Raw genomic sequence first — 24,254 nt, forward strand, 5'->3', positions numbered from 1 at the left:
TCGCTTGCGCTCCTCGCACCTCAGGGATCAGTGGTGAGTTCGCCCACCCAGGATCGAGCGACGGTCGTTCTATTGTGCACCGGGCGCGTCGCCCGCGGGAGCGGGATCGGTGACCGTCACCATCGCGGTGCGGATCACCTTCTCGCCCAGGCGGTAGCCGCATCGGTACACCGATCCGATCACCGGATGTGCCCCGGTACCGTCGTGCTGCACGGCTTCGTGGAGTTCGGGATCGAACTCGTCACCCGCCGCACCGAAGGCCACGAGACCTTCGGCGGCCAGCACACCGGTCAGCTTGTCGGCGACCGCACGCAGCGGACCGCTGTCGAGGTCGCCGTGCTCGCGTGCACGGTCGAGGTCGTCGATGATCGGCAGCAGCTTGTCGATCAGGATCTGCTTGCCGTAGGCGACCGACCCCTGCTTCTCCTCGGCGGCACGCCGCCGGAAGTTGGCGAACTGGGCGCGTTCGCGCTGCAGGTCGGCCGTCAGCTCGGCGACGCGGGCATCCGGCTCGTCGGCTGCGGTGTCGGCCTGCGACTCGTCCGTCTGGGACTCGTCGACAACCGGTCCGGCGTCGGCCGGGCCGGGGCCGGCGGCCGGCTCGTCGCGCACCTCACCCGTCTCCGGGTCGATACGACGACGGTCGGTCACCGTCACCGGCTCCTCGCCGGACCCATTCGACGAATGGGCTCCTGCGGTCACTTGTTCTCCTTCGAGTCGGCATCGTCGACGACCTCGGCGTCGACGACGTCGGGATCGCTGTCGGCCGCGGCGGACTCACCGTTGGGGGCCTCGGCAGCGGCGTTGGCGTAGATCGCCTGGCCGAGGGCCTGCGACTCCTCCGACAGCTTCTCGATCGCGGACTTGATCGCCGCGGTGTCGTTGCCCTTGAGCGCTTCCTGCGCCCCGGCGACAGCCGCCTCGACCTTCTCCTTCAGCTCCGCCGGGACCTTGTCCTCGTTCTCCTTGAGGAACTTCTCGGTCTGGTGGACCAGCGACTCCGCCTGGTTGCGGGTCTCGGCCTCCTCGCGACGCTTGCGGTCCTCGTCGGCGTGCGCCTCGGCGTCCTTGATCATGCGGTCGATCTCGTCCTTGCTCAGGCCGGAACCGTCCTGGATGCGGATCGAGTTCTCCTTGCCGGTGCCCTTGTCCTTCGCGGTGACGTGCACGATGCCGTTGGCGTCGATGTCGAAGGTCACCTCGATCTGCGGGACACCCTGCGGCGCCGGGGCGATGCCGCCGAGCTCGAAGCTGCCGAGCAGCTTGTTGTGCGAGGCGATCTCGCGCTCACCCTGATAGACCTGGATCTGCACCGACGGCTGGTTGTCCTCGGCGGTCGTGTAGGTCTCCGACCGCTTGGTCGGGATGGTGGTGTTGCGCTCGATCAGCTTGTGCATCACACCGCCCTTGGTCTCGATACCGAGGGAGAGCGGGGTGACGTCGAGCAGCAGCACGTCCTTGACCTCACCGCGGAGCACACCGGCCTGCAGTGCGGCGCCGACGGCGACGACCTCGTCCGGGTTGACGCCCTTGTTGGGCTCGCGGCCACCGGTCAGTTCCTTCACCAGGTCGGTGACGGCCGGCATACGGGTCGAACCACCGACGAGCACGACGTGGTCGATGTCGCCGACAGAGATGCCCGCATCCTTGATGACGGCCTGGAACGGTGCGCGGGTGCGCTCCAGGAGATCAGAGGTGATCTTCTGGAACTCGCTGCGTGAGAGCTGCTCGTCGAGGAACAGCGGGTTCTTGTCGGCGTCGACGGTGATGTAGGGCAGGTTGATCGAGGTGCTCTGGGAGCTCGAGAGTTCGATCTTGGCCTTCTCGGCAGCCTCGCGGAGACGCTGCAGGGCCATCTTGTCCTTGGTCAGGTCGATGCCGTTCTGGCTCTTGAACTTCTCGACGAGCCAGTCGACGACGCGCTGATCCCAGTCGTCACCACCGAGGTGGTTGTCGCCGGAGGTCGCACGGACCTCGACCACGCCGTCGCCGATCTCGAGCAGCGAGACGTCGAAGGTGCCGCCACCGAGGTCGAAGACCAGGATGGTCTGTTCCTTCTCACCCTTGTCGAGTCCGTAGGCCAGGGCGGCCGCGGTCGGCTCGTTGACGATGCGGAGCACGTTGAGGCCGGCGATCTGGCCGGCTTCCTTGGTGGCCTGACGCTGCGCGTCGTTGAAGTAGGCCGGGACGGTGATGACCGCGTCGGTCACGTCCTCACCCAGGTACGACTCGGCGTCGCGCTTGAGCTTCATGAGCGTGCGCGCGCTGATCTCCTGCGGGGTGTACTTCTTGTCGTCGATCTCGACGGTCCAGTCGCCTTCGCCCATGTGGCGCTTGACGGAGCGGATGGTGCGGTCGACGTTGGTGACCGCCTGGTTCTTGGCGGGCTGACCGACCAGCACCTCGCCGTTACGCGCGAACGCGACCACCGACGGGGTGGTCCGTGCGCCTTCGGCGTTGGCGATGACGGCGGCTTCGCCGCCTTCGAGCACGGCCACCACCGAGTTGGTGGTACCGAGGTCGATTCCAACAGCACGAGACATGTTTGGCTTCCTCCTAGTTTGCGGGTGTGCACCCGAGTCCTTGTCCCGGGGTCTCGCGACCGCGGGGATGTCGTGGCGAAACTCTGCGGGACCGGACTTCAGTGCGTCCGACTCATGTCCTACTGAAAAAGTAGATCCGAGTCAAACCGACTTGAGTCTTCGTCGCTCAGGTTTCTCGAAGTGTGTAACGGGGGTGGCCGACGGATTGTTCCCGGATCGTCGAAGAAAGTTGAGCGGATGTCGCTCAATGTCCGCCGGGCCGAAAACGCGTATGACGTTGCGCCCGGTTTCCGGGCACAACGTCATACGAATCGCGAGGCCGTCGGCGGGGCTCAGCGTCGTCGGGTGAGCACCAGCCGAGCACCCGCATCGAGGAGGAAGCCGAGGATGCCGATCACCACGATCAGGGCGGCCACCTGGTCGTACGCCAGCTGATCGCGGGCGTTGAGAATCTGGTAGCCGAGACCGGAGCGCACGCCGAGCATCTCGGCAGGCACCAGGACCACCCAGGCGATGCCGAGCGCGACACGGATACCGGTCTGCACGTTCCCGCGGATCGCCGGGATCACCACAGACACGAGGACTTCGGTCCGGGTGGCGTGGAACGATCGCGCGACCTCGACGAAGCCGGGGTCGATCGACTTCACGCCGGCGGCCGTGTTGATGACGATCGGCCAGATCGCCGCGATCGCGATCAGGAAGATGACCGGTTCGTCGCCGATGCCGAACACCATCACCGCGACCGGAGCCCACGACAACGGGGAGATCATCCGCAGGAAGGCGACGATGGGATTCGCCGCGCGTTCCGCGGTGAGACTCAGGCCGATCAGCAGGCCCAGCGGGAACCCGAGCACGACGGCGATCAGAAGACCGATCAGCAACCGCCACAGACTCAGTCCGATGTCGGGCAGCAGCACGCCGCGATCGAGGAGTTCCAGCATCGCCGGGAACACCTGCTGCGGAGCGAACTGGCGGGCGAGGGAGTCCGCCGCGGGGACGACGGTGGTCGTCGCCCACCAGATCGCGACGAGCACCGCGATCGCGATCAGCGGCGGGACGATGGCGGAACCGGATCGCCGGCGCGGGTCCGTCGTGGTCTCGTCCTGGGTCAGCAGCGTCATGGCGTCACCTGTTCGGTTCTCGTGAGATCGGCGGGTAGTCCGAGAGCGGCTGCACCGCCGCGCATTCCGATGGCAGTACGGATGAATCGGTCGTCGACGAGGTCGGCATGGACGGTCGCCGGGTCCAGACGGCCGAGGAAGCGGCGATCACCGTCGACGAGGGTGTTGTCCATCTCGGTGACGAGCCGCTCGGTGAAACTCGCGAACGGGAAGGGTTGGTCTCCGAGTCGTTGCGGCTGCCAGTCGACGTTGCTCACGGCGAAGTCGGCCGGGTCGTAGGTGAGCGCCTTGGCGATGGCCGGTTTCGGTTGCGGGAGATAACCGCCGGCGAGTTCCGCGGCGGCTCGGGGACGATCGAGATCGATGTGGTGCTGAGCCGCGACCACGGAGTCGGCGAGGGATTGGACCGCGGCGGGTCGTTCGTCGATGGCCGACTGATGGACGAGGAGCGCGCAGCAGGCGTGCTGTCGCCACACGTCGCCGAGAAAGGTGTGGATGCGGCCGATCTTGCGCACCTGGGCCATCGCGTTGAACGGATCGGCGACGACGTAACCGCCGATCGACCCGTTCGCCAGCGCCGGCACCATGTCCGAGGGGCTCATCACGATCAGCTCGACGGTCTTGTCACCCCGGGACGCCCCGGTACGGATGACCGGTCGCAGTCCGTGGGTCCGCAACATCCGCTGCAGGATGATGTTGTGGATCGACCACCATGCCGGGATGGCCACCTGAGAGCCGGCGAGTTGCTCGAGGTCGACGATGTCGGGCGCCACGGTCAGCGCCGATCCGTTGGTGTGATTCCAGCCCAACACCTGCACGGGGCTGTGCATCGCGTACCGCAATGCCACCGCCATCGGCATCAGCAGATGGACGACGTCGACCTTGCGCGTCACGAAGGCCTCCGCGAGCGAGGACCAGATCCGGAACAGCACGGGTTTCGTCGAACTCACGGCCGCGGGGTCGTAGAGTCCGGCGGCGTGTGCGACGAGAAGCGGCGCCGCATCCGTGATGGGGAGGTAGCCGACCCGCAGTGCATCGGACGCACCCGGTGGCGCTGCCGTGGCCGCCCGGCCCAGACCGACGACGCCGCCGATGCCGCCCGCGACGGTGAGGCCACCGACCCCGGCCAGGAGGAGTCGGCGTGAGATGGGCGCGCTCACACCTGCTGCCCCACCTGGTGACCGAAGTGCGTCAGGATCTCCGCGCGCCGGTCGGGATCGTCTCGGCCGAGACCGGATTCGAGCCGCCAATCCCCACCGATGCGACCGGTCTCGGACAAGAGGACGATCCGGTCGGCGAGTTCGAGCGCCTCGTCGACGTCGTGCGTGACGAGGACGACGGTGATCCGGAGTTCGGCGGCCAATTCGGCCAGCCAGCCGCGCAATTCGCCGCGCACCGCCGGATCGAGCGCGCTGAACGGTTCGTCGAGCAAGAGCAACCTCGGCCGGATCGCCGCCGCACGGATGATCGCCACGCGTTGCGCCTGACCGCCCGACAGCTGATCGGGGTAGCGGTCGGCGAGACCGTCGAGCCCGAAGCGGCGCAACAGGCCGAGTGCGTAGTCGTTCTCGAACGACGCACGGTGCGCGGCGAATCGCCGTCCGAACCGGATGTTCTCTTCCACGGTCAGCCACGGCATCAGCAGCGCGCGCTGGAAGACAACCCCCGTGTGCGGTCGCTCACCGCCGGACTCCCGCCACTCCAGGCTGCCGGCGTCGAGGGTCTCGAGGCCGGCGAGCACACGCAACAGCATGGTCTTTCCGCTTCCGCTACGCCCGAGGACGGCCACGAACTCCCCGTCGTCGACGGCGAGGTCGATTCCCGACAGTACAGTGTTGCCGCGAAAGGCTTTGCGGCCACCAGTTATTCGAACTGCGCGAGTTCCCACCGCAGTTGTCCTTCCGAGGGTGATTGGATGGGGATGAAGGCTGTTTCCCGGAACCGCCGGTTGGTGGCGCTGGCGGTCGCATAACCCGCACCGCCGCGGACGGTCGCCTCGAGCCGGGAGGCCGCGACCGCGGTTCGCGCGGCGTCGAGGCGCAGCCGGATCAATTCGGCCGGCGACGGAGTCGTCGGGTCGGCGGCGAACGTCGCGAGCCGCGCACGGATCGACTCGAATTCGGCCGTCCGGTCGTCGAACTCGGGACGGAACACCTCGTTGACCCCCGCCAAGGACTCGACGGCACCGTCGAGTGCGGCACCGATGGCACCGCTGCAGAACGCGGACTGCAGCAGCAGGAACACCGGACGTATACCCCGGACGAACCCGGTGAGGTCGTCGGAGATCACGTTCTCGTCCTCGATCACCACGTCGGTGAGCGCGAGGGACGTCGAGGCGGTGGATCCCAAACCGATGAGGTCAGGCGCGGAACGGATCTCGACGCCGGGCGCGTCCGCGTCGACGACCGCGACGAGGGTCGTGTCGCCGGTGCGCACCGGGAGGACGATCAGCGACTCGGCGTAGACGTTCGACGCCCAGCGGATCGGTCCGGTCGCCACGACCCCCGCCCGGCTGCGACGCCCCGTGATGGGTACGTCGCCGAGCCCGGCCACCTGTTTCAGGCCCGCCGCCATGGCCGTGACACCGATCCGCCCACCACCGAGGAGCGGCGCGAGATGTCTCTCCCGCAACGCTTCCGGCGATCGGGCGACGTACTCGATCGTCATCCGCTGCGCCCACAGCGAGAATCCGGCCGACAGACTCACTGCCGACACACGTTCGAGGACGTCGATCATCGACGTCAGCGAACCGTCGACCACTCCCCGGCCCAGGAGGCCGGCCGCACCGGCCGCGGCGATGTCGACCCGGGTGTCGGTGTGCCCGGCGTCGAGTTCGCGGGCGCGGTCGGCCACGGATGCGACGACTACGCCGAGTTCATCGGTCAGCGTCGGCGCCATACCGGTCAGCCCTGTAGCCGGTGGAGGCGGTCCACCGGGGTCGAGACGACCTCACGAGCGTGACGGACGGCCGCCTCGTCCGGGGCGTCGTAGAAGCACAGGCACTTGTCGGTGTCCTCGCGGACGTAGGTCCGCAGGAAGCTGACCTCGGGGACGTCGGCGTACTTCGGCGAGTTCGCCTTCTTGCGGGCCAGGTAGGTCTCCATGTCGATGGCGTCGGGGATGTCCCATTCGACGAGGTAGCCGGCGGTCGGGCGCGCCTTCTTCAGCTCGTCCAGATCTGCACCGACGAGCCGGACCTCGTCCGGGCCGGCCGCGACGAGCCCCCGGAAGTCCTCGACCTCGTCCAATCCGGCTGCCCGGCACCCCTCAAACTCGGCGATCACGAACAGTCGCGCGGCGCCTTCGGTCACCTGCGTCTCGATCAATTCGCCGCCGGCGGTCCGCAGATGTGCGTCGAGTCCTTTGATGAGTTCTTCGATTCTGCCCGCGTCACTGTCGGCAGGTTCGAGTTCGTAGAGGAAGAGCGCCATGGGTGAGCCTTTCTGCGTCGGTGTGCCCGCTGGTGACCGCACCGACCCTGGCATAGACAGACCGGTCTGTCTATGGCGTCTCGTGGTCTACCCTTGGCGCTGTGAGCAACCCCGCACAGGCGAGCACCAGCCGCGCGACATCTGCTGCCGGGCCCGGCAGCCCGGCCGATCGACTGCTCGCCACCGCCACCGAACTGTTTGCCGCACAGGGCATACGGTCGGTCGGCATCGACCTGATCCTGCGGGAGTCCGGGGTCGCCAAGGCGAGTCTGTACAACGCCTACGGCTCGAAGGACGGGTTGGTCGTGGCCTACCTCGAGCGTTTGGATCAGGCTGATCAAAACCGGTGGTTCGAGGCGACGAAGGCCGTCTCCGATCCGCGCGAGCGGATCCTGGCCTTCTTCGACCTCGCCATCGCCGGGGCCCCGACCCGCAACTTCCGCGGCTGCCAGTACGCCAACGCCGCGACCGAGTTCCCCGACACCGACCTGCCTCCCATCACTGCGCACCGCGCGTGGCTCCTCGACACCCTCGGCGACAACCTGCGCACCCTCGGCGCCCCGGAGCCCGATGTGACCGCGCGACAGATCCAGGTGGTCTACGACGGTGCGCTCTCGGGGTCGAAGATGGCTCGCTCGACCGCCCCCATCGAGACGGGCCGATTGTTGGTCGAGGCACTCCTCGACCGTCACCCGCTGGTTGAGTAGCGCCAGCCCCGCTGGTTGAGCAGGCGACGAGCGCAGCCGCCGGGCCGAGCAAGCGACGAAGGAGCGCGTCGAGGTCGAGGAGCCGTGTCGAAGCCACCTCGCAACACGCCGCGCTGTTGGTTACCCACTCGTCCCGGTCGCACCCGGCTACCGTCAGTTCATCCCCTCGACGCGGAGGTGGCGATGAACGAGACCACACCGAGCGATCCGCGATGGGTGCCGTGGCGGGTCGCGCCGGCGTCGGGCTTCGAGGTCGACGACCCGACCGGGCGTGGCGAGGTCGAGATCGCGCAGATCGACGAACGACAGTTTTTCGTGCGCAACGCCTTTCGTTTCTCCGATCCCGCGGTCGAGGAGTACCTCGTAACACAACTGGTCGAGCGAGGACAGACGGAAGCCGATGCGCGGGGCGCCGTCGACGCGGCCCGCACGTTTGTGCCCGGCGACGACAACCCCACCGACCTCGCCTCGATCCCCCGGTTCCTGCGCTGGTTCGAGAACCCCTACGGCAGACACTCACTCGCGGCGCTCATCCACGACGAGCTCATCACGGGCACCGTCAACTCCGGCGCGCTCGGGAGTGACACCCTGTCCGACCGGTTCTTCCGCGAGATGATGCGGGCGTCCGGCGTCCCCTGGCTCAAGCGGTGGATCATGTGGTCGGCCGTGGCACTTCGCACGCGATGGGTCGCCGGCGGATGGCGACGTCTCAGTGTGGTCGGGTGGCTGGTGCTGAGCATCGTCGGCATCTGCGCGGCGGTCGGTTCGAGCGGGGCGCTGCTGTTCGATTGGTCGTGGCCGACATCATCGCCGGCGGTCTCGCTCCTGCTCTCACTGCTGATGATCTTCGTCGCCGCGCCGCTGTGGGGGCGCCAGTGGGCGGCGAGTCTCGTTGCGGCCGTGGCCGCCTTGTGGGTCCTGCCCGCCGCGATCGTGGCCTATTTCGCCTATGCGCTGTATCTGTTGTCGGAGAGGATCGCTCGCACCGTCGGGCTCACGTAGTGGCTCGGAGCCGAGCATTCTTGTCGGTGGTCGGGTCTACCTTGGACGTATCAGTTGATCCGGTCAACCAGGCCGGGTGGCAACGACTTCGGGGGAGTCACTGTGGGGGCATGGACGGATCTGCCGGGCGAGTTCCTCGCCGGGGTCGATCCTGCTTGTCCGGCCGATGCCGACACCGCCACCCATATGCAGCGCCTGGGGTCGATCCGCGCGGGCGAGTCGTATCTGGCGTGGTGCCGCTACCAGACGATCCTGGTGTTGTGCGATCGGCTGTTGACCACTGTCGGCAACAGTTACGTCTCCGACGGTTTCGGTGACATCGTCGCCCGGGTCTCGCGCGAGGCCGGGATCACCCGCTACCGGGCGGGGATGCTGGTCGACGAGGCGCTGTGTCTTCGTGACCGATTGCCGCGGGTGTTGGAGACGTTGCGCGACGGCATCATCGGGCCGCACCAGATCCGCGAGATCATCGGACGCACGCACTTGGTGTCCGATGATCACCTTCTCGACCCCGACGACCCCGCCAGCCGCCGGATCATCGAGGTGCTCGACGAATCGATCGCCGACCTGCTGCGCTCCCGGTCCGGGTCGTGGTCGACGTCAGGTTTGCGCGACATGATCGACCGCCTGGTCTTCGGCCACGACGCCGACGCCGTCCGCGAACGGCGCCGCGAAGCGCTCGACAAACGCGGGGTGTGGACCGAGAACCACGGTGACGGGACCGGTGAGATCACCGCGGTCATGGCCGCCGAGAACATCCGGGCCTGCGACGCCTCGGTACGTGAGTTGGCCGCTTCCGTGTGCGACCGGGATGGCCGCACCCTCGGGGAACGCAAGTCCGATGCCATGTGCGCGTTGCTCACCCGAACAGCGTTCACGTGTGCGTGCGGTCAGTCCGACTGCACCGCAACACCGCCCGATTCTGCCGGCGCCACCGCGGGTACCGAGATCGTGATTCACGTGGTGACCGATGCCGGCACCCTGGCCGGCGGGTCCGGACCCGGCTGGGTCGACGGGCATGGGGTGATCTGCGATGACCATGTGCGTGACCTCGCCGCCCGGCCCGACGCGACCATCAGACCGGTCACCCCCATCCGCACACCACCCACGCAGGTCGTCGCCGGCGAGGGCGGATACGACGACGAGCGCACGCGGACGGCGAACATCGCCGCGCCACAGCAGGCTACAGATGACGCCGACACCAACACCAACACCGACGCCGGCGGCGCGGGTGACGCGTCGGCACCCCCGACTTCGGCCACACCGTCGACGGAGCCGCCGTCGTCGGAGGTCGTGGTGGTCTACCCGGCTGCCCTGCCTGGTGACCCGTATCGTCCGACAAGTGCGTGCGCGGAGTTCGTGCGGGTGCGCGACGGCTACTGCACCGAGCCGGGTTGCACGCGTTCGGCATTCACCGCCGATGTCGATCACGTCGCCGAATACGACCACGCCCGACCGGCCCGCGGGGGTGCGACCTCGAGTGAGAACCTCAACGCCAAATGCCGTCCCGGTCATCTGCACAAGACCCACGGCGACTGGACCGATGTGCAGTACCGCGACGACGAGGGCCGCCTGGTCACCGAATACGTCACGCCCGAGGGCTTTGTGATCCCCGGCGAGGCCGAAACCCTCGAAGACCTCTTCCCCAACCTGCGGCGCATCCGGTTCGAACAAGCCGCGAAAGCCCCACCGACACCGCGGATCATCGTGCCCGAACGGCAAGGCAGACAACAACAAGGCCGACCACCGCGCACGATCACCGAACGCACCGCCGCGAAACACGCGAAGCGGCGAGAAGAACGTGCCCGCAACAAGGCACAACGCGAAGCAGATCGACTTGCCCGAGCCGAGGCAGCCAGCCATCAACCCGACACGCCCGACGACCCGCCACCCTTCTGACAGACGCCAGCACCCCGGCGGAACGTGATCGTCCACGTACCACCGGGGTGTTGGGCTGGGCCTGGGCTACAGCGCGCGGGATCAGGCCGCGGTCACCTGCGCGTCGACGGCGACTTCCAGCGCCTGCGCGACGATCTCGGCGACATCGGTCATCGGCCGCACGTCGAGGGCGTCGAGCACCTCGGCCGGCACGTCGTCGAGGTCGGGCTCGTTGCGCTGCGGGATGAAGATGGTCTTCAGCCCGTTGCGTTGTGCGGCAAGCAGTTTCTGCTTGACCCCACCGATCGGCAGGACCCGCCCGTTGAGCGTGACCTCGCCGGTCATCCCGACATCGCTGCGCACCTGACGTCCCGTCGCCATCGACACCAGCGCGGTGACCATGGTGACGCCGGCGCTCGGACCGTCCTTCGGCACGGCCCCGGCCGGAACGTGCACGTGGATGGTCTTGTCGAGCGCTTTCGGATCGACGCCGAGCTGCTCGGCGTGCGCCCGCACGTACGACAGTGCGATCTGCGCCGACTCCTTCATCACGTCGCCGAGCTGGCCGGTCAATTTCAGACCCGGCTCACCCTCGGTGGCGTTCACCTCGATGAACAGGACGTCGCCGCCCATGCCCGTGACCGCGAGACCGGTTGCGACACCGGGGACCGCCGTCCGCTCCGCCGATTCCGGCGTGAAGCGCGGACGCCCCAGGTAGTCGCGCAGATCGGGCTCGTCGATGATGACGGGCGCCGTCGCGGTTCCCCCGTCTCCCGATTCGACCGCGAGGTTGGTCGCGGCCTTGCGAAGCGCCTTCGCCAGCAGCCGTTCGAACTGCCGCACACCGGGTTCGCGGGTGTAGTTGGCCGCGATCTCCCGCAGCGCCGCATCGGTGACGGTCACCTCGTCGGGTGTCAGCGCCGCCCGCTCCGCCTGCCGGGGCAGCAGGTAATCGCGGGCGATGGCGACCTTGTCGTCCTCGGTGTACCCGTCGAGCGTGACCAGCTCCATACGGTCGAGCAGGGCCGACGGGATGTTCTCGATGACGTTGGCGGTCGCGAGGAACAGCACATCGGACAGGTCGAGATCGAGATCGAGGTAGTGATCGCGGAAGGTGTGGTTCTGCGCGGGGTCGAGGACCTCGAGCAGCGCGGCGGCCGGGTCGCCCCGGTAGTCCGAGCCCACCTTGTCGATCTCGTCCAGCAGCACAACGGGATTCATCGATCCCGCCTCACCGATCGCCCGTACGATCCGGCCGGGCAGCGCGCCGACGTAGGTACGCCGGTGGCCGCGGATCTCCGACTCGTCGCGCACACCGCCGAGGGCGACGCGCACGAACTTGCGGCCCAGCGCCCGGGCGACGCTCTCACCGAGCGATGTCTTGCCGACCCCGGGAGGACCGGCGAGCACCATCACGGCGCCCGACCCGCGTCCGCCGACGACCTGCAGGCCGCGTTCGGCGCGACGGGCACGCACCGCGAGGTACTCGACGATGCGGTCCTTCACGTCGTCGAGGCCGTGGTGGTCGGCGTCGAGGATTTCGCGCGCGCCCTTGACGTCGGTCGAGTCCTCGGTCCGGGTGTTCCACGGCAGGTCGAGGACGGTGTCGAGCCAGGTGCGGATCCATCCGGTCTCCGGCGACTGGTCGCTGGCACGCTCGAGCTTGCCCACCTCGCGGAGCGCGGCCTCGCGCACCTTCTCGGGCAGGTCGGCTTCCTCGACGCGGCCGCGGTAGTCGTCGGCGCCCTCGGGTTCGTCCTCGCCGAGCTCCTTGCGGATGGCGGCGAGCTGCTGGCGAAGCAGGAATTCCTTCTGCTGCTTGTCCATGCCCGCGCGGACGTCCTCGGCGATCTTCTCGGTCACCTCGGACTCGGCCAGATGATCGCCGGTCCACTCGATGAGCAGCCGCAACCGCGCCGCGGTCACCGGCGTCTCGAGCAGCTCACGCTTCTGTTCGTCGGACAGCCACGACGCATAGCCCGAGGTGTCGGCGAGATCCGCCGGATCGGACATCTTGTTGACGGCGTCGATGAGCTGCCATGCCTCGCGGCGCTGCAGCATCGCCAGCACGAGCTTCTTGTACTCGCCGGCGAGTTCACGTTCTTCGTCGGTGGCGTCAACGGCGTCGACCTCGGTCACCTCGACCCACAGCGCCGCACCGTGACCGGGTGTCCCGGTCCCGATCTGCGCGCGCCGCTCACCCTTGACGACGGCTGCCATCCCGCCGCCCGGGATGCGGCCGACCTGCACGATCGACGCGATGACACCGTAGGTGGGATACCGGTCGTCCAGACGTGGGGCGACCAGCAGTTTCCCGGTCTCGCTCGCCCGGGCGGCGTCGACCGTGGCCTGTGCGGCATCGTCGAGCGGGATGGGCACGACCATGCCGGGCAGGACGACGACGTCGGGAACGAAGAGAACCGGCAGTGAATATGTCTGCGACATGAAACCTCCAGAGTTAAGTCTGACCGACTCAACCCAGGTGGCAGGAATCTTGTTCCCGAGCGGTTTATGCCAGGAGCGAACGGGGTGCGGCCTCCCAGGTGAAGCCGTCCGGATCGGTCAGCTCGCCGGCGTCGCCGCCGATCATCAGCCGGTGGGAACCCGAACCGTCCGGGTGGACACCCGCATCCTTGGCCGCGGCCTTGCGGCCGTAGAGTGCCAGCTTGATCGAGTCCGGGTCACTCTCGAACTCGACATACTTGCGGCCGAAGCTCTTGGCCACGGTGAATCCGCGGCTCACATAGAACCCCTTGGTCGCCGCGACGTCGTCGACGCCGAGCAGCAGGACCAGATCGTCGACCTCCCGCTCCGGCGCGCCGGTCGGCTTCTTCGACGAACTGGCGACCTTCCAGATCGCGCCGTCGGGCGCCTGGACCACGCCGCCGTACCCCCAGAAGGACTTCTTGGCGGGTTTGAGCACGGTGGCGCCGGCCTCGATCGCCGGTTGCAGGAAGGAATCGGCAACCGTCGGATCGGCGACCACGAGCGAGACCACGAAACCGCGGAAACCCGAGGTCGGCGAGTCTCCCGCGCGGAACCGCAGTCGGTCGCCGAGTCCGAAGGCCTTGTCGTAGAACGCTTGTGCTGTAGCCATGTCAGGAACGTCGAGTGTGAGTGCGTTGATGTTCGTCATGCTTCGACGCTAAGACGCCGACCCGGCCGGCCGCTTCTCGATTCCTGACCGGTTGCGAACCTCAGGTGAGGTCGACAGCCGCGCGGGTGGCGAGGACGACGATCTGGGCGATCACCAGAACCGCGACCGCGACGAAGAACGCCGCGGTGGTCACGACGACACCGGCAGCCCCGCGCAGCGCACTCGGCACAGCCTGCAGCCAGGACACGGAGAGTCGGTGTGCGGGTGCGACATCGGGGGTCATGGGCGGTCCTCTGCATACAACGAGCGACCACACCGTTGTGGTCGCAGTCACAACACTCAATCACAAGTAAGTACTTCTGTGCCACAAATAGTCATCAAGACTCATCCCGACCCGAACCCTCCGGCGCTGACCGTCCGAAACCCCGCCCGCCACGAAGTGCGGTAGAACCGAACCGACACCCACCCGAGGAGCCCACATGTCGATCGTCACGCCGACCACCACTCGTCAGCCGCTGGGCCGGGCCATCGCCCGGATCGCCCTGGGAGCGGTGCTGGTGATCGCCGGCGTCGGCCACCTCACCGCCCAGCGCGAGGAGTTCCAGGCACAGGTCCCCGACTGGGTGCCGTTCAGCAAGGACTTCGTGGTGCTGGCCTCCGGCGGCGTCGAGATCGCCCTGGGCGCCGCGTTGATCGCGCTGCCCCGCCACCGCAAGGTGGTGTCGTGGATCGTGGCCGCGTTCTTCGTGGTCATCTTCCCCGGCAACATCAACCAGTACGTCGAGCACATCGACGCCTTCGGACTCGACACCGACGAGAAGCGCCTGACGCGACTGTTCTTCCAGCCCGTCCTGGTGCTCTGGGCCATCGCGGCCGGCACGGGCGAACGCCGGGCCTAACCTGCCCGGGTAGCCGCATCCTGGCAGGCGGTGTCCACACCCGCACGGACCTGCGGCCGCACATCCGTGCTCGAGCGGATCGTGCACGCCGCCACCAGCCCGCCGACCGCGCAGCACGCCGCGCAGATGTACATGGCCGTCCGGAAGCCGGCGCCGAGCGGATCGCCGGGGCCCGCATCGATCCCCGCCACGGCGGGCAGCACCGCCACCGCGAGCAACCCCGCGAGCCGCGCCACCGCGTTGTTCACGCCCGACGCGGTACCGGCGAGCGCGTCGTCGACGGCGGCGAGCGCCGCTGAGGTGAGCGGCGCGACCGTCACCGTCATGCCGAGGCCGAACAGCAGCACCCCGGGCAGCACGGAGTCGACGTAGCCCGAGCCCGGCTCGACCCGGGACATCAGCGCGAAACCACCGGCCGCGATGAGCGGGCCGACCGTCATCGGCAGCCGTGGCCCGGTCCGCTGCGCCAGCTTGCCGACCAAGGGCGACCCGAACAGCATGATGAACGTGCTCGGGAACATCGCCGCGCCGGCCTCGAACGCCGAGTAACCGAGGCTCTGCTGCAACTGCAGGGCCAGCAGGAACAGCGCACCGCCCAGCGCCGCATAGACCAGCAGCGTCGTCAGATTGGCGCCGGTGAACTGCGACGACCGGAACAACCCCAGCGGCAGCAGCGGCGCCGACACCCGCGACTCGATCACCACGAAACCCGCGAGCGACACCACACCGACGATCCCGGCGGCGACCGTCTCGCCGCTCCACCCGTTCGACGGCCCCTCGATGAGTGCGTAGATCACGCCCGCGAGCCCGACGGTCATCGCCAGCGCACCCGCCACGTCCAGACGGGCGTTCGACGGCGCGCCTCGCGATTCGGGGACATGCCGGATCGCGATCCACAAAGCGCCCAGCGCGAGCGGCACACTGAGCAGGAATGTCCACCGCCACGACGCCGCGTCGACGAGCCAGCCACCGAGGAACGGGCCCAGAGCCGTGGTCGCGCCGGACATCCCGGCCCACAGACCGACCGCCGCACCGCGGTCCGACGGACGGATCTCGGCGTTGATCAACGCCAGACTGCCCGGCACCACCGCGGCCGCGGCGATCCCCTGCACGATCCGTGCGGCGACGAGGAGTTCGACGGTCGGCGCCAGCCCGCACGCGACCGTCGCCACCGCGAACACAGCGAGACCTCCGGCGAAGACAAGCCGACGCCCATACCGGTCGCCGGCGACACCACCGAGCAACAACAACGCGCTCAGCGTGAGCAGATACCCGTCGAGTACCCACTGCTGACCGCGTAGACCGGTATCGAGGTCGCGCGCGATGGCCGGCAGTGCGACGTTGACGACGGTGCCGTCGATGAAGGCGACACCCGAACCGAGGACCGCGGCGACGATCAGCCACCGCCCCGCCGCCGACGCGGCCGGCACTCCTCGGGCGTCGGCGTCGACCGCGCTGTTCTCGCTCATCGGTTCTCGGCGGTGTTGAGCTCGGCGGCGAGGACGTCGGCGAGCCCGTCGAACTGGTGACCGCCCACCGGATGACGATGCACCGGCGCCGACGGAAGGAACGCCGCGTTCAGGTCCAGATGCTCGACGGGCACCACGTCGTCGTCGACGCAGTGGTGGACCGAGGGGAGCAGAGAGCCGGTACCGGGGAACACATACTGCGGAATATCCCAACCATCCGGTCCCCAGTTCGGCATCGCAAGCAGCACAGCACTTCTCGGGGCGAGGCGGGCCTCGGCGAAGACATGCATCAGCACCGTCGCCCCGAACGAGTGCGCGACGACGTGATCGTCGGCGTCCAGCCCCTCGAGACGCTCCCGGATCGGACGGGCCCACGCCTCGATCGACATGTCGTCGTCGGAGAACCGCGGCATGTCCAGCGTCGCGTCGAGTGCCGCGGCCAGCGCCTCGGCGAGCGGGCCGTCGTCGGCATATCCGCCCGCGCCGTGGATGAAGAACAGCCGACGCTGCGTCATGCGTACTCACTCCCTACCGACGATGCACCGGAGCCGATCAGCAGCAGACCGACCATCGCCCTGGCGTCGGCGTCGGTGTACCCGGGTCCGATGATGCACAGGTTGCCGATCGCCCGTAGGAAGGTCAGCGCGCAGATGTCCCGGCTGACCTCTCCCGTGGCCTGCGCCGGTTCGAGTAGCGAGGCGAACGCCGGCACGAGGGTGTCGAAGATGAGCGCGTGCAGATCGACGAGGCTCGGGTCGTCCGAGCTGAGCGCGTCACTCAAGCCGTGTTTGGTGACGAGGAAGTCGGTGAACGCCGACGTCCACCGGCACAGCGCGGCACGCGGCGGGACCTGTTCGGCCAGAAGCTGTTCCGCCAGTGCCGCACATTCGTCGACCTGGTGCCGGTACACCGCGGTGACCAGTTCCGCCCGGGTCGGGAAATGCCGGTACACCGTGCCGACGCCGACACCGGCACGCGTGGCGATGTCCCGCACCGGGGCCTGCACGCCCGCATCGACGAAGGCCGCGGCCGCCGCCTCGAGAAGTGCCGTACGGCTCCGTTCGGCCTGCATCTGACGTGCTGTTTTTCCTGCGGACACCCTCCACCCCTTGCTCGCGGAACACTGTTCCGCTAGTTTGGCGGAACATCGTTCCGTCCAGGTTATCGCGCACCGGCCCCGTCCCGAAGGGAACTCCCATGTCCACGGAAGTGCTCGCTCGTCAGATCGTCTCCGTCAAGCCCATCGTCGTCCCCACCTCGGACCGTCCGTTCCCGTTGATGGTGAGGGTCACCGCACCGGCCACCGGGGATCGGCTCCCGGTCCTCGTGTTCTCCCACGGCAACGCCTGGTCGATGGACGGTTACGCACCACTCGTCGATCGTTGGGCTGCATCAGGTTTCGCCGTCATACAGCCGACGCATCTCGATTCCCGGCGCCACGGGATCGGATTCGACGACCCGCGATTCTCGTCCATCTGGCGCACGCGGGTGCAGGACGCGCACGCGGTGATCGACCATCTCGACGAGATCCTGATCGCGGCCGGCGGGGACCTGCGCCCACGCGTCGACCTCGAGCTGCTCGCCGCGGCCGGCCACTCATGGGGAGGTCAGACCGTCGGCACCCTCCTCGGCGCGCGTGTGATCGGGCCGGACGGTGTCGTCGGCCCGGATCTCGCACACCCCGCCGTGCGAGCGGGCGCACTGATCGCGACGGCCGGGACCGGCGACAGCCTGAGCGAGTACGCGCGCGAACACCTGCCGTTCATGCGGCCGGACTTCTCGACGATGTCCACCCCGGCGCTCGTCGTCGCCGGCGGCAAGGACGACTCGGCCCTGTCGACGCGTGGCCCGGAATGGCTGACCGACGCCTTCCACCTCTCCCCCGGCGCGACGGACTTGCTGTGGATTCCGGACGGCGAACACACTCTCGGCGGTATCGCCGGTGAGGCGGTCCGGGAGACCACCGATGAGAACCCGGCCCGGGTCGCGCTGGTGGCCGACGCAGTCGCGGCCTTTCTACTCGACGCGCTCGGCGTCAGTTCGGCCGCGTGGGAAGCTCTGCGGCAGTCGGACTCCGTCGACTTCACGGTGCACCGGAAGTGACGCCGGCCGGTTCGACCCGGTTCGACACTAGGCCGGGCCGGCCGTCTCCAGCAGCGATTTCAGTTGTGCGAGATCCTTTTCCACCATCTGGGTGTCGCGGTCGAACTCGTCGTCGGACATGGCCAGCTGCCGGATCGTGAAGACGACTTCGGCACCTTCTGGATGTGCCAGCACCCGAAGCGGATTGAGCACGGTGTCCCCGGCGGGAAGCACCACCTCGTGGTCGACGACGCCGAGTCCGTTCCGCGGGACGAACCGGACGGTCACGGTGCCCATCGGCGACTCCACGAGCAACTCGTCACCCCGCCGGACCACCTCCGACTTCGCCAGCCCTGCGGCCCACCGCGGCAGGTTGTCGGGTTCGGCCGCGAAGTCGTAGACCCTCGCGGGTTCGGCGTTGATGACCACACTCACGTGCCGGCTGCGCATGTGGCCAACGTAGTCGTGACAGCATGCTGCCGCCTACCGATCCCGACGCCGATCTGCCCGGTCAGGAGAGCGACCCTGCGTCCCCCTCGGTGGGCTCGGCCAGTTCCCTCTCGATGAGCTGTTCGGCGACCTTGGCCAGCGGCGTGTTGGTGTCCTGGGACAGGCGTCGGAGCAGAGCGAAGGCGGCGACCGCATCGATGCGGAAGCGGTACATGATCATGCCCTTGGCCTGACCGATGATGTCCCGGCTGGCCAACGCACTGCGGAAGTGTTGTTGCTGCCGCGCGGCACGCAATGCCAGGGCGGCGTGGGTCGCGAACAACAGGCCGACTTCCAGGGACTCGTCGCCGAAGGCGTCGGGCGTATCGGCGAACATGTTGAGCGCGCCGATGGTCCCCTTGTCGGTGAACAGCTTGAACGACAGGCTGGACCGCAGCGGACTCTCGTCGAGGATGCGAGCGGAGAAGGCGGGGAATCGCTCGTCGCGGGCGATGTCGTTCACGAGCACGGTGTGGTGATCCCAGGCCGCTTGCAGGCACGGACCCTCACCCGTTTCCTTCTGGATTCGGTCGGCCAGGTTCATCAGCGGGTCGGTGGGCGCCAGCGTGTCGAAGTTGTTCTTCTGATCGACCACGAGAACGCCGGCGTACTGCGCACCGGGGACGTACTCGACGGCACCGGCGGTGACCGAGGGCAGCACCTCGGCCGACGTGTCCTCCGTGGACTCGGGAACGGCATGCATCTGCCGCGCCAGCTCGGCGATCTTGAAATGGACGTCTGTTGCCACCGGCACTCAACCTCGATTCGATGCGCCGGATCAGCCCGGCGAACCCCGTGATTCTACAAACCTCTCATACGTTCAACCCGGTTGTTCGTGCCGAACCGACTCTCGGATGGCCCTGGATCGGCTCAATCTTTGGGACGATCAGGCCCTTATCCCCGCGCGAGATGATCTCTACCATTGGCCTGGTGATCAAACGGTTCAGTGTCTCCGTCCTCTGTGTCATCGCGGCGATCACGGGGGCGGTGGCCGTCGGCACGCCCACGGCGCAGGCCGCACCATCGTGCTCCGACGTCGAGGTCGTGTTCGCACGCGGAACCGTGGAGACCTCTCCGCCGCTGGGCCTCACCGGGATCTCCTTCGTCGAGGCCGTTCGCTCGCAGCTGCCGGGCAAGTCCGTCAGCGCCTACGGCGTCAAGTACCCGGCCAGCGACCAGTTCAACAACCGGCTGAAGTTCGCGCGCACGGTGGCCGACGGCGTCCGCACCACCCAGAACCGCATCAAGTACCTGGCCGCGAAGTGCCCGGACACCAAGGTCGTCCTCGGCGGCTACTCCCAGGGCGCCGTCGTCGCCGGCTACGCCGTCCACGCCGGGCTGGACCTGCCCGCCCGGTACGCCGCCTACGACCGGTTCGTGCCGCCGCCGCTGCCGGCGAACATGGCGCGCAACGTCGCCGCGATCGTGCTCTACGGCGCACCGTCGGATCGCTTCATCGACGACATCGGCGCTCCCCCGGTCAAGGTGGCCGCACCGTACCGCAGCCGCACCGTTCGCTACTGCATCCCCGGCGACACCATCTGCGACGGCGCGCCGGTCGGCGGGCCGAATGCCCTGCACGTGCTCTACTCGGTCAACGGCATGACGCTCGAGGGCGCCCGGTACGCGGCCCGGCGGGTCTGAGCTCGGTTCAGAAGTCCGGCGCAGGCACGACTTTCGCGAAGGTCCGGCTGGCGTCGGACTTCTCCGCTTCGTAGACGAGAGCCAGTTCGGCGCGCTCGAAGTTCTGGAACCACTCGTCCCAGGTGATGTGCTCGAGGTCGCCGTCGACCGCACCGTCGAAGTCGATGCGGAGCATTCCTGTTCCGCCGACGCTCCGGATGTCGCGAACGCGGGCGGGCACACCCCGGTGGGTGGTCGCCCACTCTCGGATCTCGTCGTGATCGCGCGTCGTCCTGCAGTGAGACCCCATCGGTCGTCTCCTATCGTGCCGCACCGAAACCCACCATTGGGCATCGCGGTCCGTGGACCGCCCTGTCCTTGTCTCGGCGTCCGGGCGTCCGACGTCAACCGCTGATCGGTGCGCTGTTCATACCCAGGACAGGCTCTCGTCAACCCTGCATGACCCGGGATGTCAGGGCGCGGCTCGGAGCGAGACGGTGAGATCGAAATGGTCGAAGGCGCGTGGCATCTCGACGTCGCCGCCGCGCACACGTGGCGCGAGCACGTTGTCGTCGAGTTCGTGATCCCGGCAGATCGCCGCCAGCACCGCCGTGCTGAACATCAGGACCACGTTGCGTCCCGGGCATTCGCCCGGGCCATCGCTGAAGGGGACGACACCGGCGAGTCTCTGCGCTCGACCGTCGGTCCAGGCCTCGGGGGTGAAACGCTGGGCGAAGTCCATCGCGTCGTCGTCGCGCTGGAAGAACTCCGCGATCACGATCGTGGTCGCACCCTCGGAGACCGCGCCGCCGTCCCACGGGACATCCCTGCTCGCCTGGCGCAGGATGGCGAGGGTCGTCGGCCACAAGCGAAGCGATTCCAAAACGGTCGCACGGAGTGTCGGCAGCAGGCGCGCCTCGCCGGGATCCCCGTCGGCGATCTCGCTCCGCGCCGCCGCAGCGGTCGCGGGGTGGGCGGCCAACAGCGCGAGCGATCGGTGGACGGCCACCGCGACCGCGTCGAATGCGAACAGCCAGTGCGGGATCTGGCCGGTCGGGTCCAGCGAGCCCGGACTGTCCAGTGCGTCCCTCGTGACCCCGGCGAGCGAGTCGTCGGGCGCGGAGGCCACCAGGTGGTCGAGACGCCGCCGGAAGTTGTTGTAGGTGGTGGACCGGTACGGGAAGACCGGGCCCCAGTTGGCATCCCGACGCAGCGCAGTCAGCAGGTCGGTCACCTTCTCGTCGTCGCGGGCCGCGTCACCGAAGACGAAACGGCGCACCATGCGCCAGTGCGCGACGGCGTATGCATCCCAGGTCAGACGGCCGTCGGTGAGGGTGGGGAGCAGCTCCGCGATCTCGGATTCAACGATCTGTCCGCATCGTCGGTGCAGGGAGTGCACGTCGGAGGAGGTCTGCAGCGCCAGTTCGTTCAGTTCACGACGGGCCCGGCGATGCCGGTTGTCCGAGATCAACACGCCCGTCGGCTGGAAGCGCGACAGCGCCGCGACCTTCTCCTTGGACGCCGGGGTGAACGGGTCGGGCGTGCCGTCGAGGGTCGCGGTCACCGCCGGAGGTCGCAACGCGAGCACCATCGAACGCGGGAAGGTGAGTGCCAGCGCGTCGGCGTCGTCGTATCTGGACCGCAGACCGTTCAGCACCCGCGCCGCCCGACCGTGGGTGTCCCATCGCCCACCGAGACGGACCATCGACTTGCGCCGCGCCACAACACCTTCGGCGATCACCGGGGCGAGCACACCGGCCAGGATGCGGCCGGTGTCGAGGAGTCCTGCTCGCGCCAGCCGCGGCGTCGTGGTCGCCTGGCCTGCGCTTTCCTGCACGTCATCATCGGGTCCCCGTGACATCTACGACGGCTCTCCTCACCACAGCGGATTCACGCCGGGCGGACCGCGGCGTCGGCTGCCCCCGGTCTACCCGTCGACCGTGCTGACCAAACCGTCGTCTGTGCGTCCCGGACTCTCAGGACGAGCCGCGGTCGCCGGCGGTGTCGAGCGAGGCGTCGAGGCGATGGAAGCCGTCCCGGAGGTAGACCGTCCCGTCCTCGACGGTCTCCACGTCGTCCCATGGGATGAGCACGGTGCCGCGGTGCAACCACGCGAAGAACCGGTTCAGCGCCCATGGCCGCACGACCCCCTGGCGTTCGTACCCGAGGAAGGACACGCGATTCCGGCGGTTGACGAGCAACCCGACCAGCCTCAGTGCGTCGTCCTCCACCTCGAAGCGCAGGTCGATCACGTGGCCGACGTGATCGCCGTCCGATCCTCGGACGGTGCAGCTCAACAGGTCGCTGGCAATCATCGCTTCCCGCTCCCGGGGATGCGCGCGACGATGTGATCCCGGCACCATCGTTCCGGCCACGCGAGTTCGAGTTCCTCCTGCGCGTCGTCGATCGCGACGCGCACATCGATGTCGCGCACGCGGTCGAAGGGGATGCGGTCGAGTTCGCTGATGTGCGGCCCGCCGCCGATGAGTCGGTAGAAGAGCGCGCGGCCGGTGAGCAGGGCGGAGACCCGCGGCGGACCATCCTCCGGCATCTCGATCTCGACGTCGTCGACGACGCCGAGCGGCACCCCATCCCGATCATGGATCTGCCTGTCCAGCAGATGGAGTCGGAGATCGATCGTGGCCCGGCGCGACAACCCGCGGTCGTCGTCCCGCGCACTCACCGCCCCGCCCCCGTCACGATCAGCAGTGGTATCGCAGCCACCGAGGCGACCACGATGATGCCCAGGTAGATGGTTCCGAAGAAGTTCATCACTCGCCCGTTCACTCTGTCTCCCATGTATTCTCGATCATTCGCCACCACGAGGATCGGTAGATAGGTCAACGGCAGGGCGACCGCGGAGAACACGACCGAATACTCGGTGACCATGATCGGATCGACGCCGGTCAGCAGGATCAGCACTCCCCCGAGGAGGAACACGATGATCACGAGGTGGAACCGTGCCGCTTGGAACGGCTTCTTGGCTGCGCCCCAGGGCCATCCGGCGTACTGGGCGATGGAGTAGCCGGTCGACAGCGCCGTCTCGAGGGCCGCGCCGGTCGTCGCCGCGACCAGCCCGATGATCGCGAAGGCGAGCGCAAGCTGTCCGCCGGCCTGCGCCACGGGTAAGACGACCTGCGACAGCGAGTCCACCGAGATGTCGGCGGGCATCAGGTAGAGCGCTGCGGCGCCGGCTATCGCGATCGAACCAAGGCCGCCGAGGGGGAATCCGACCAGCACATTCCATCGCTCTCGGGCGAGATCCTTACGCCGCCAACCCTCCTCGATACCGCCCGAGGAGAAGAAGAAGACCTCGTACGGTGTCATCGCCGCACCGAACAGCGCGATGGCGTAGTACCAGTAGGTGGGTACCGACTCCTGTGACGGGATCGAGGGCGCCGTCATCTGACTCCACACCTCGCCCCAGGGCGGTTGCAACAGGAAGAAGACCACGCCGAACACGGCCAGGCACAGGCCGAGCAGGCCGGTCACGTTCTCCATGATCTTGAAGTTGGCCCGCCACAGGATTATCCACACACCGAACGCGGCGACCGGCACCCACAGCAGCGGCGCGACCCCGCTGGCCAGTTGCAGCGCCAGTGCGATTCCGCCGATCTCGGCGGTGAGGGTGAGTCCGGTGACGAACAGCGAGGCGACGAGGTTGGCCGCACCCATCCGCGGGCCGAGTCGTTCCCGGATGATCTCGAAGGTACTGCGTCCGCTCACCGCGGCGACCCGCCCGGACATCTCGGCGAAAAGACAGATGCCGATGACGCCGACCACGACGACCCACACCAGGCTGAAGCCGAATCGCGAGCCGACCACCGCGTTGGTGACGATGTCGCCGATGTCGAGGAAGCCGCCGATGGCGGTCAGGATGCCGAGCGCGACGCCGAAGATCGTCTTCACCGGT

General features: G+C 68.1%; 26 protein-coding genes. 6 read left to right on the forward strand and 20 right to left on the reverse strand.

Annotated features, from left to right (window positions below):
• Window positions 1-69: 69 nt before the first annotated feature.
• The 7 genes from grpE to GR168_RS20240 form a co-directional block, all read right to left on the reverse strand.
• Complete coding sequence (grpE, locus tag GR168_RS20210; protein WP_137809514.1) at window positions 70-702, reverse strand: nucleotide exchange factor GrpE; 633 nt, start codon at window positions 700-702, stop codon at window positions 70-72.
• Window positions 699-2,543, reverse strand: coding sequence for a molecular chaperone DnaK (dnaK, locus tag GR168_RS20215; RefSeq protein WP_137809515.1), 1,845 nt, complete (start codon window positions 2,541-2,543; stop codon window positions 699-701). Before dnaK ends, grpE begins: the two co-directional genes overlap by 4 nt.
• Before the next feature lie 332 nt (window positions 2,544-2,875).
• The gene (locus GR168_RS20220) at window positions 2,876-3,664 is read right to left on the reverse strand and encodes an ABC transporter permease (RefSeq protein WP_068970967.1); all 789 of its coding nucleotides are present in this window, start codon (window positions 3,662-3,664) and stop codon (window positions 2,876-2,878) included.
• Entirely contained in the window at window positions 3,661-4,824 is a 1,164-nt protein-coding gene (locus tag GR168_RS20225) for an ABC transporter substrate-binding protein (protein ID WP_159371536.1), read from the reverse strand. The genes GR168_RS20220 and GR168_RS20225 overlap by 4 nt, the downstream gene beginning before the upstream one ends.
• Window positions 4,821-5,531 (reverse strand): ABC transporter ATP-binding protein, encoded by a 711-nt coding sequence (locus GR168_RS20230; RefSeq protein ID WP_223258913.1) that lies wholly within the window; start codon window positions 5,529-5,531, stop codon window positions 4,821-4,823. Before GR168_RS20230 ends, GR168_RS20225 begins: the two co-directional genes overlap by 4 nt.
• On the reverse strand, window positions 5,528-6,562 hold the full coding sequence (locus GR168_RS20235; RefSeq protein ID WP_068970970.1) for an acyl-CoA dehydrogenase family protein: 1,035 nt from the start codon (window positions 6,560-6,562) through the stop codon (window positions 5,528-5,530). The genes GR168_RS20230 and GR168_RS20235 overlap by 4 nt, the downstream gene beginning before the upstream one ends.
• Before the next feature lie 5 nt (window positions 6,563-6,567).
• The gene (locus GR168_RS20240; protein ID WP_068970971.1) at window positions 6,568-7,095 is read right to left on the reverse strand and encodes a DUF4242 domain-containing protein; all 528 of its coding nucleotides are present in this window, start codon (window positions 7,093-7,095) and stop codon (window positions 6,568-6,570) included.
• 101 nt (window positions 7,096-7,196) lie between these two features.
• Here GR168_RS20240 and GR168_RS20245 point away from each other — a divergent pair, with 101 nt between their 5' ends.
• The 3 genes from GR168_RS20245 to GR168_RS20255 all read left to right on the forward strand — a co-directional run bounded on the left by GR168_RS20245 (window position 7,197) and on the right by GR168_RS20255 (window position 10,703).
• Window positions 7,197-7,802: a TetR/AcrR family transcriptional regulator gene (locus GR168_RS20245; RefSeq protein WP_068970972.1), complete on the forward strand. Its 606-nt coding sequence runs from the start codon at window positions 7,197-7,199 to the stop codon at window positions 7,800-7,802.
• Between the two features lie 183 nt (window positions 7,803-7,985).
• Window positions 7,986-8,804 (forward strand): DUF1353 domain-containing protein, encoded by an 819-nt coding sequence (locus tag GR168_RS20250; protein WP_068970973.1) that lies wholly within the window; start codon window positions 7,986-7,988, stop codon window positions 8,802-8,804.
• 102 nt (window positions 8,805-8,906) lie between these two features.
• Window positions 8,907-10,703 carry a DUF222 domain-containing protein gene (locus GR168_RS20255; protein ID WP_159371537.1) on the forward strand — a complete coding sequence of 599 codons (1,797 nt, stop codon included), beginning with the start codon at window positions 8,907-8,909 and terminating at the stop codon, window positions 10,701-10,703.
• An 81-nt stretch (window positions 10,704-10,784) separates the two neighbouring features.
• Here GR168_RS20255 and lon read toward each other — a convergent pair whose 3' ends face one another.
• The 3 genes from lon to GR168_RS20270 form a co-directional block, all read right to left on the reverse strand.
• Window positions 10,785-13,127, reverse strand: coding sequence for an endopeptidase La (gene lon / locus GR168_RS20260; protein WP_068971023.1), 2,343 nt, complete (start codon window positions 13,125-13,127; stop codon window positions 10,785-10,787).
• A gap of 64 nt (window positions 13,128-13,191) precedes the next feature.
• Entirely contained in the window at window positions 13,192-13,818 is a 627-nt protein-coding gene (locus GR168_RS20265) for a glyoxalase (RefSeq protein WP_068971024.1), read from the reverse strand.
• Between the two features lie 61 nt (window positions 13,819-13,879).
• Entirely contained in the window at window positions 13,880-14,062 is a 183-nt protein-coding gene (locus GR168_RS20270) for a hypothetical protein (protein WP_065632450.1), read from the reverse strand.
• A gap of 196 nt (window positions 14,063-14,258) precedes the next feature.
• On the opposite strand from GR168_RS20270, the gene GR168_RS20275 reads away from it, so the two are divergent.
• Window positions 14,259-14,678 carry a MauE/DoxX family redox-associated membrane protein gene (locus GR168_RS20275; protein WP_058249658.1) on the forward strand — a complete coding sequence of 140 codons (420 nt, stop codon included), beginning with the start codon at window positions 14,259-14,261 and terminating at the stop codon, window positions 14,676-14,678.
• Here the strand turns inward: GR168_RS20275 and GR168_RS20280 are convergent.
• From GR168_RS20280 to GR168_RS20290, 3 genes are read right to left on the reverse strand one after another with little or no spacing between them, the layout of a single operon-like run.
• The gene (locus GR168_RS20280) at window positions 14,675-16,147 is read right to left on the reverse strand and encodes a DHA2 family efflux MFS transporter permease subunit (protein WP_068971025.1); all 1,473 of its coding nucleotides are present in this window, start codon (window positions 16,145-16,147) and stop codon (window positions 14,675-14,677) included. The two genes, GR168_RS20275 and GR168_RS20280, sit on opposite strands and share 4 nt — an antisense overlap.
• Window positions 16,144-16,662, reverse strand: a complete 519-nt coding sequence (locus tag GR168_RS20285) for an alpha/beta hydrolase (protein ID WP_068971026.1) — start codon at window positions 16,660-16,662, stop codon at window positions 16,144-16,146. The genes GR168_RS20280 and GR168_RS20285 overlap by 4 nt, the downstream gene beginning before the upstream one ends.
• Window positions 16,659-17,246 carry a TetR/AcrR family transcriptional regulator gene (locus GR168_RS20290; protein ID WP_238994950.1) on the reverse strand — a complete coding sequence of 196 codons (588 nt, stop codon included), beginning with the start codon at window positions 17,244-17,246 and terminating at the stop codon, window positions 16,659-16,661. Before GR168_RS20290 ends, GR168_RS20285 begins: the two co-directional genes overlap by 4 nt.
• A gap of 98 nt (window positions 17,247-17,344) precedes the next feature.
• Here GR168_RS20290 and GR168_RS20295 point away from each other — a divergent pair, with 98 nt between their 5' ends.
• Window positions 17,345-18,250, forward strand: a complete 906-nt coding sequence (locus GR168_RS20295; protein ID WP_159371538.1) for a chlorophyllase — start codon at window positions 17,345-17,347, stop codon at window positions 18,248-18,250.
• Between the two features lie 27 nt (window positions 18,251-18,277).
• On the opposite strand, the gene GR168_RS20300 is transcribed toward GR168_RS20295, so the two are convergent.
• Both GR168_RS20300 and GR168_RS20305 read right to left on the reverse strand, forming a co-directional pair.
• Window positions 18,278-18,679 carry an SRPBCC family protein gene (locus GR168_RS20300; RefSeq protein WP_159371539.1) on the reverse strand — a complete coding sequence of 134 codons (402 nt, stop codon included), beginning with the start codon at window positions 18,677-18,679 and terminating at the stop codon, window positions 18,278-18,280.
• Window positions 18,680-18,740: 61 nt separating this feature from the next.
• The gene (locus tag GR168_RS20305; RefSeq protein WP_159371540.1) at window positions 18,741-19,466 is read right to left on the reverse strand and encodes a GAF and ANTAR domain-containing protein; all 726 of its coding nucleotides are present in this window, start codon (window positions 19,464-19,466) and stop codon (window positions 18,741-18,743) included.
• Window positions 19,467-19,627: 161 nt separating this feature from the next.
• On the opposite strand from GR168_RS20305, the gene GR168_RS20310 reads away from it, so the two are divergent.
• Complete coding sequence (locus GR168_RS20310) at window positions 19,628-20,362, forward strand: cutinase family protein (protein WP_238994951.1); 735 nt, start codon at window positions 19,628-19,630, stop codon at window positions 20,360-20,362.
• Between the two features lie 7 nt (window positions 20,363-20,369).
• Here the strand turns inward: GR168_RS20310 and GR168_RS20315 are convergent, their stop codons facing one another.
• From GR168_RS20315 to GR168_RS20335, 5 genes are all read right to left on the reverse strand, one after another.
• Window positions 20,370-20,651, reverse strand: a complete 282-nt coding sequence (locus GR168_RS20315; protein WP_065632445.1) for a hypothetical protein — start codon at window positions 20,649-20,651, stop codon at window positions 20,370-20,372.
• A gap of 162 nt (window positions 20,652-20,813) precedes the next feature.
• Entirely contained in the window at window positions 20,814-22,202 is a 1,389-nt protein-coding gene (locus tag GR168_RS20320; protein WP_159371541.1) for a cytochrome P450, read from the reverse strand.
• A 115-nt stretch (window positions 22,203-22,317) separates the two neighbouring features.
• Entirely contained in the window at window positions 22,318-22,656 is a 339-nt protein-coding gene (locus tag GR168_RS20325) for a PRC-barrel domain-containing protein (RefSeq protein ID WP_065632444.1), read from the reverse strand.
• On the reverse strand, window positions 22,653-23,024 hold the full coding sequence (locus GR168_RS20330) for a hypothetical protein (RefSeq protein ID WP_065632443.1): 372 nt from the start codon (window positions 23,022-23,024) through the stop codon (window positions 22,653-22,655). The genes GR168_RS20325 and GR168_RS20330 overlap by 4 nt, the downstream gene beginning before the upstream one ends.
• Complete coding sequence (locus GR168_RS20335) at window positions 23,021-24,250, reverse strand: Nramp family divalent metal transporter (protein WP_137809530.1); 1,230 nt, start codon at window positions 24,248-24,250, stop codon at window positions 23,021-23,023. The genes GR168_RS20330 and GR168_RS20335 overlap by 4 nt, the downstream gene beginning before the upstream one ends.
• Window positions 24,251-24,254: the final 4 nt, after the last annotated feature.

Source organism: Gordonia sp. JH63, assembly GCF_009856645.1.
Taxonomy (GTDB): Bacteria; Actinomycetota; Actinomycetes; order Mycobacteriales; family Mycobacteriaceae; genus Gordonia; species Gordonia hongkongensis.

Excerpts from the sequence above, each read along its gene's own strand:
- dnaK (WP_137809515.1), bottom strand. The coding sequence starts at position 2,543 with ATGTCTCGTGCTGTTGGAATCGACCTCGGTACCACCAACTCGGTGGTG.
- GR168_RS20220 (WP_068970967.1), bottom strand. The coding sequence starts at position 3,664 with ATGACGCTGCTGACCCAGGACGAGACCACGACGGACCCGCGCCGGCGA.
- GR168_RS20235 (WP_068970970.1), bottom strand. The coding sequence starts at position 6,562 with ATGGCGCCGACGCTGACCGATGAACTCGGCGTAGTCGTCGCATCCGTG.
- GR168_RS20240 (WP_068970971.1), bottom strand. The coding sequence starts at position 7,095 with ATGGCGCTCTTCCTCTACGAACTCGAACCTGCCGACAGTGACGCGGGC.
- GR168_RS20250 (WP_068970973.1), top strand. The coding sequence starts at position 7,986 with ATGAACGAGACCACACCGAGCGATCCGCGATGGGTGCCGTGGCGGGTC.
- lon (WP_068971023.1), bottom strand. The coding sequence starts at position 13,127 with ATGTCGCAGACATATTCACTGCCGGTTCTCTTCGTTCCCGACGTCGTC.
- GR168_RS20265 (WP_068971024.1), bottom strand. The coding sequence starts at position 13,818 with ATGACGAACATCAACGCACTCACACTCGACGTTCCTGACATGGCTACA.
- GR168_RS20270 (WP_065632450.1), bottom strand. The coding sequence starts at position 14,062 with ATGACCCCCGATGTCGCACCCGCACACCGACTCTCCGTGTCCTGGCTG.
- GR168_RS20275 (WP_058249658.1), top strand. The coding sequence starts at position 14,259 with ATGTCGATCGTCACGCCGACCACCACTCGTCAGCCGCTGGGCCGGGCC.
- GR168_RS20280 (WP_068971025.1), bottom strand. The coding sequence starts at position 16,147 with ATGAGCGAGAACAGCGCGGTCGACGCCGACGCCCGAGGAGTGCCGGCC.
- GR168_RS20285 (WP_068971026.1), bottom strand. The coding sequence starts at position 16,662 with ATGACGCAGCGTCGGCTGTTCTTCATCCACGGCGCGGGCGGATATGCC.
- GR168_RS20295 (WP_159371538.1), top strand. The coding sequence starts at position 17,345 with ATGTCCACGGAAGTGCTCGCTCGTCAGATCGTCTCCGTCAAGCCCATC.
- GR168_RS20300 (WP_159371539.1), bottom strand. The coding sequence starts at position 18,679 with ATGCGCAGCCGGCACGTGAGTGTGGTCATCAACGCCGAACCCGCGAGG.
- GR168_RS20310 (WP_238994951.1), top strand. The coding sequence starts at position 19,628 with ATGATCTCTACCATTGGCCTGGTGATCAAACGGTTCAGTGTCTCCGTC.
- GR168_RS20315 (WP_065632445.1), bottom strand. The coding sequence starts at position 20,651 with ATGGGGTCTCACTGCAGGACGACGCGCGATCACGACGAGATCCGAGAG.
- GR168_RS20320 (WP_159371541.1), bottom strand. The coding sequence starts at position 22,202 with ATGTCACGGGGACCCGATGATGACGTGCAGGAAAGCGCAGGCCAGGCG.
- GR168_RS20325 (WP_065632444.1), bottom strand. The coding sequence starts at position 22,656 with ATGATTGCCAGCGACCTGTTGAGCTGCACCGTCCGAGGATCGGACGGC.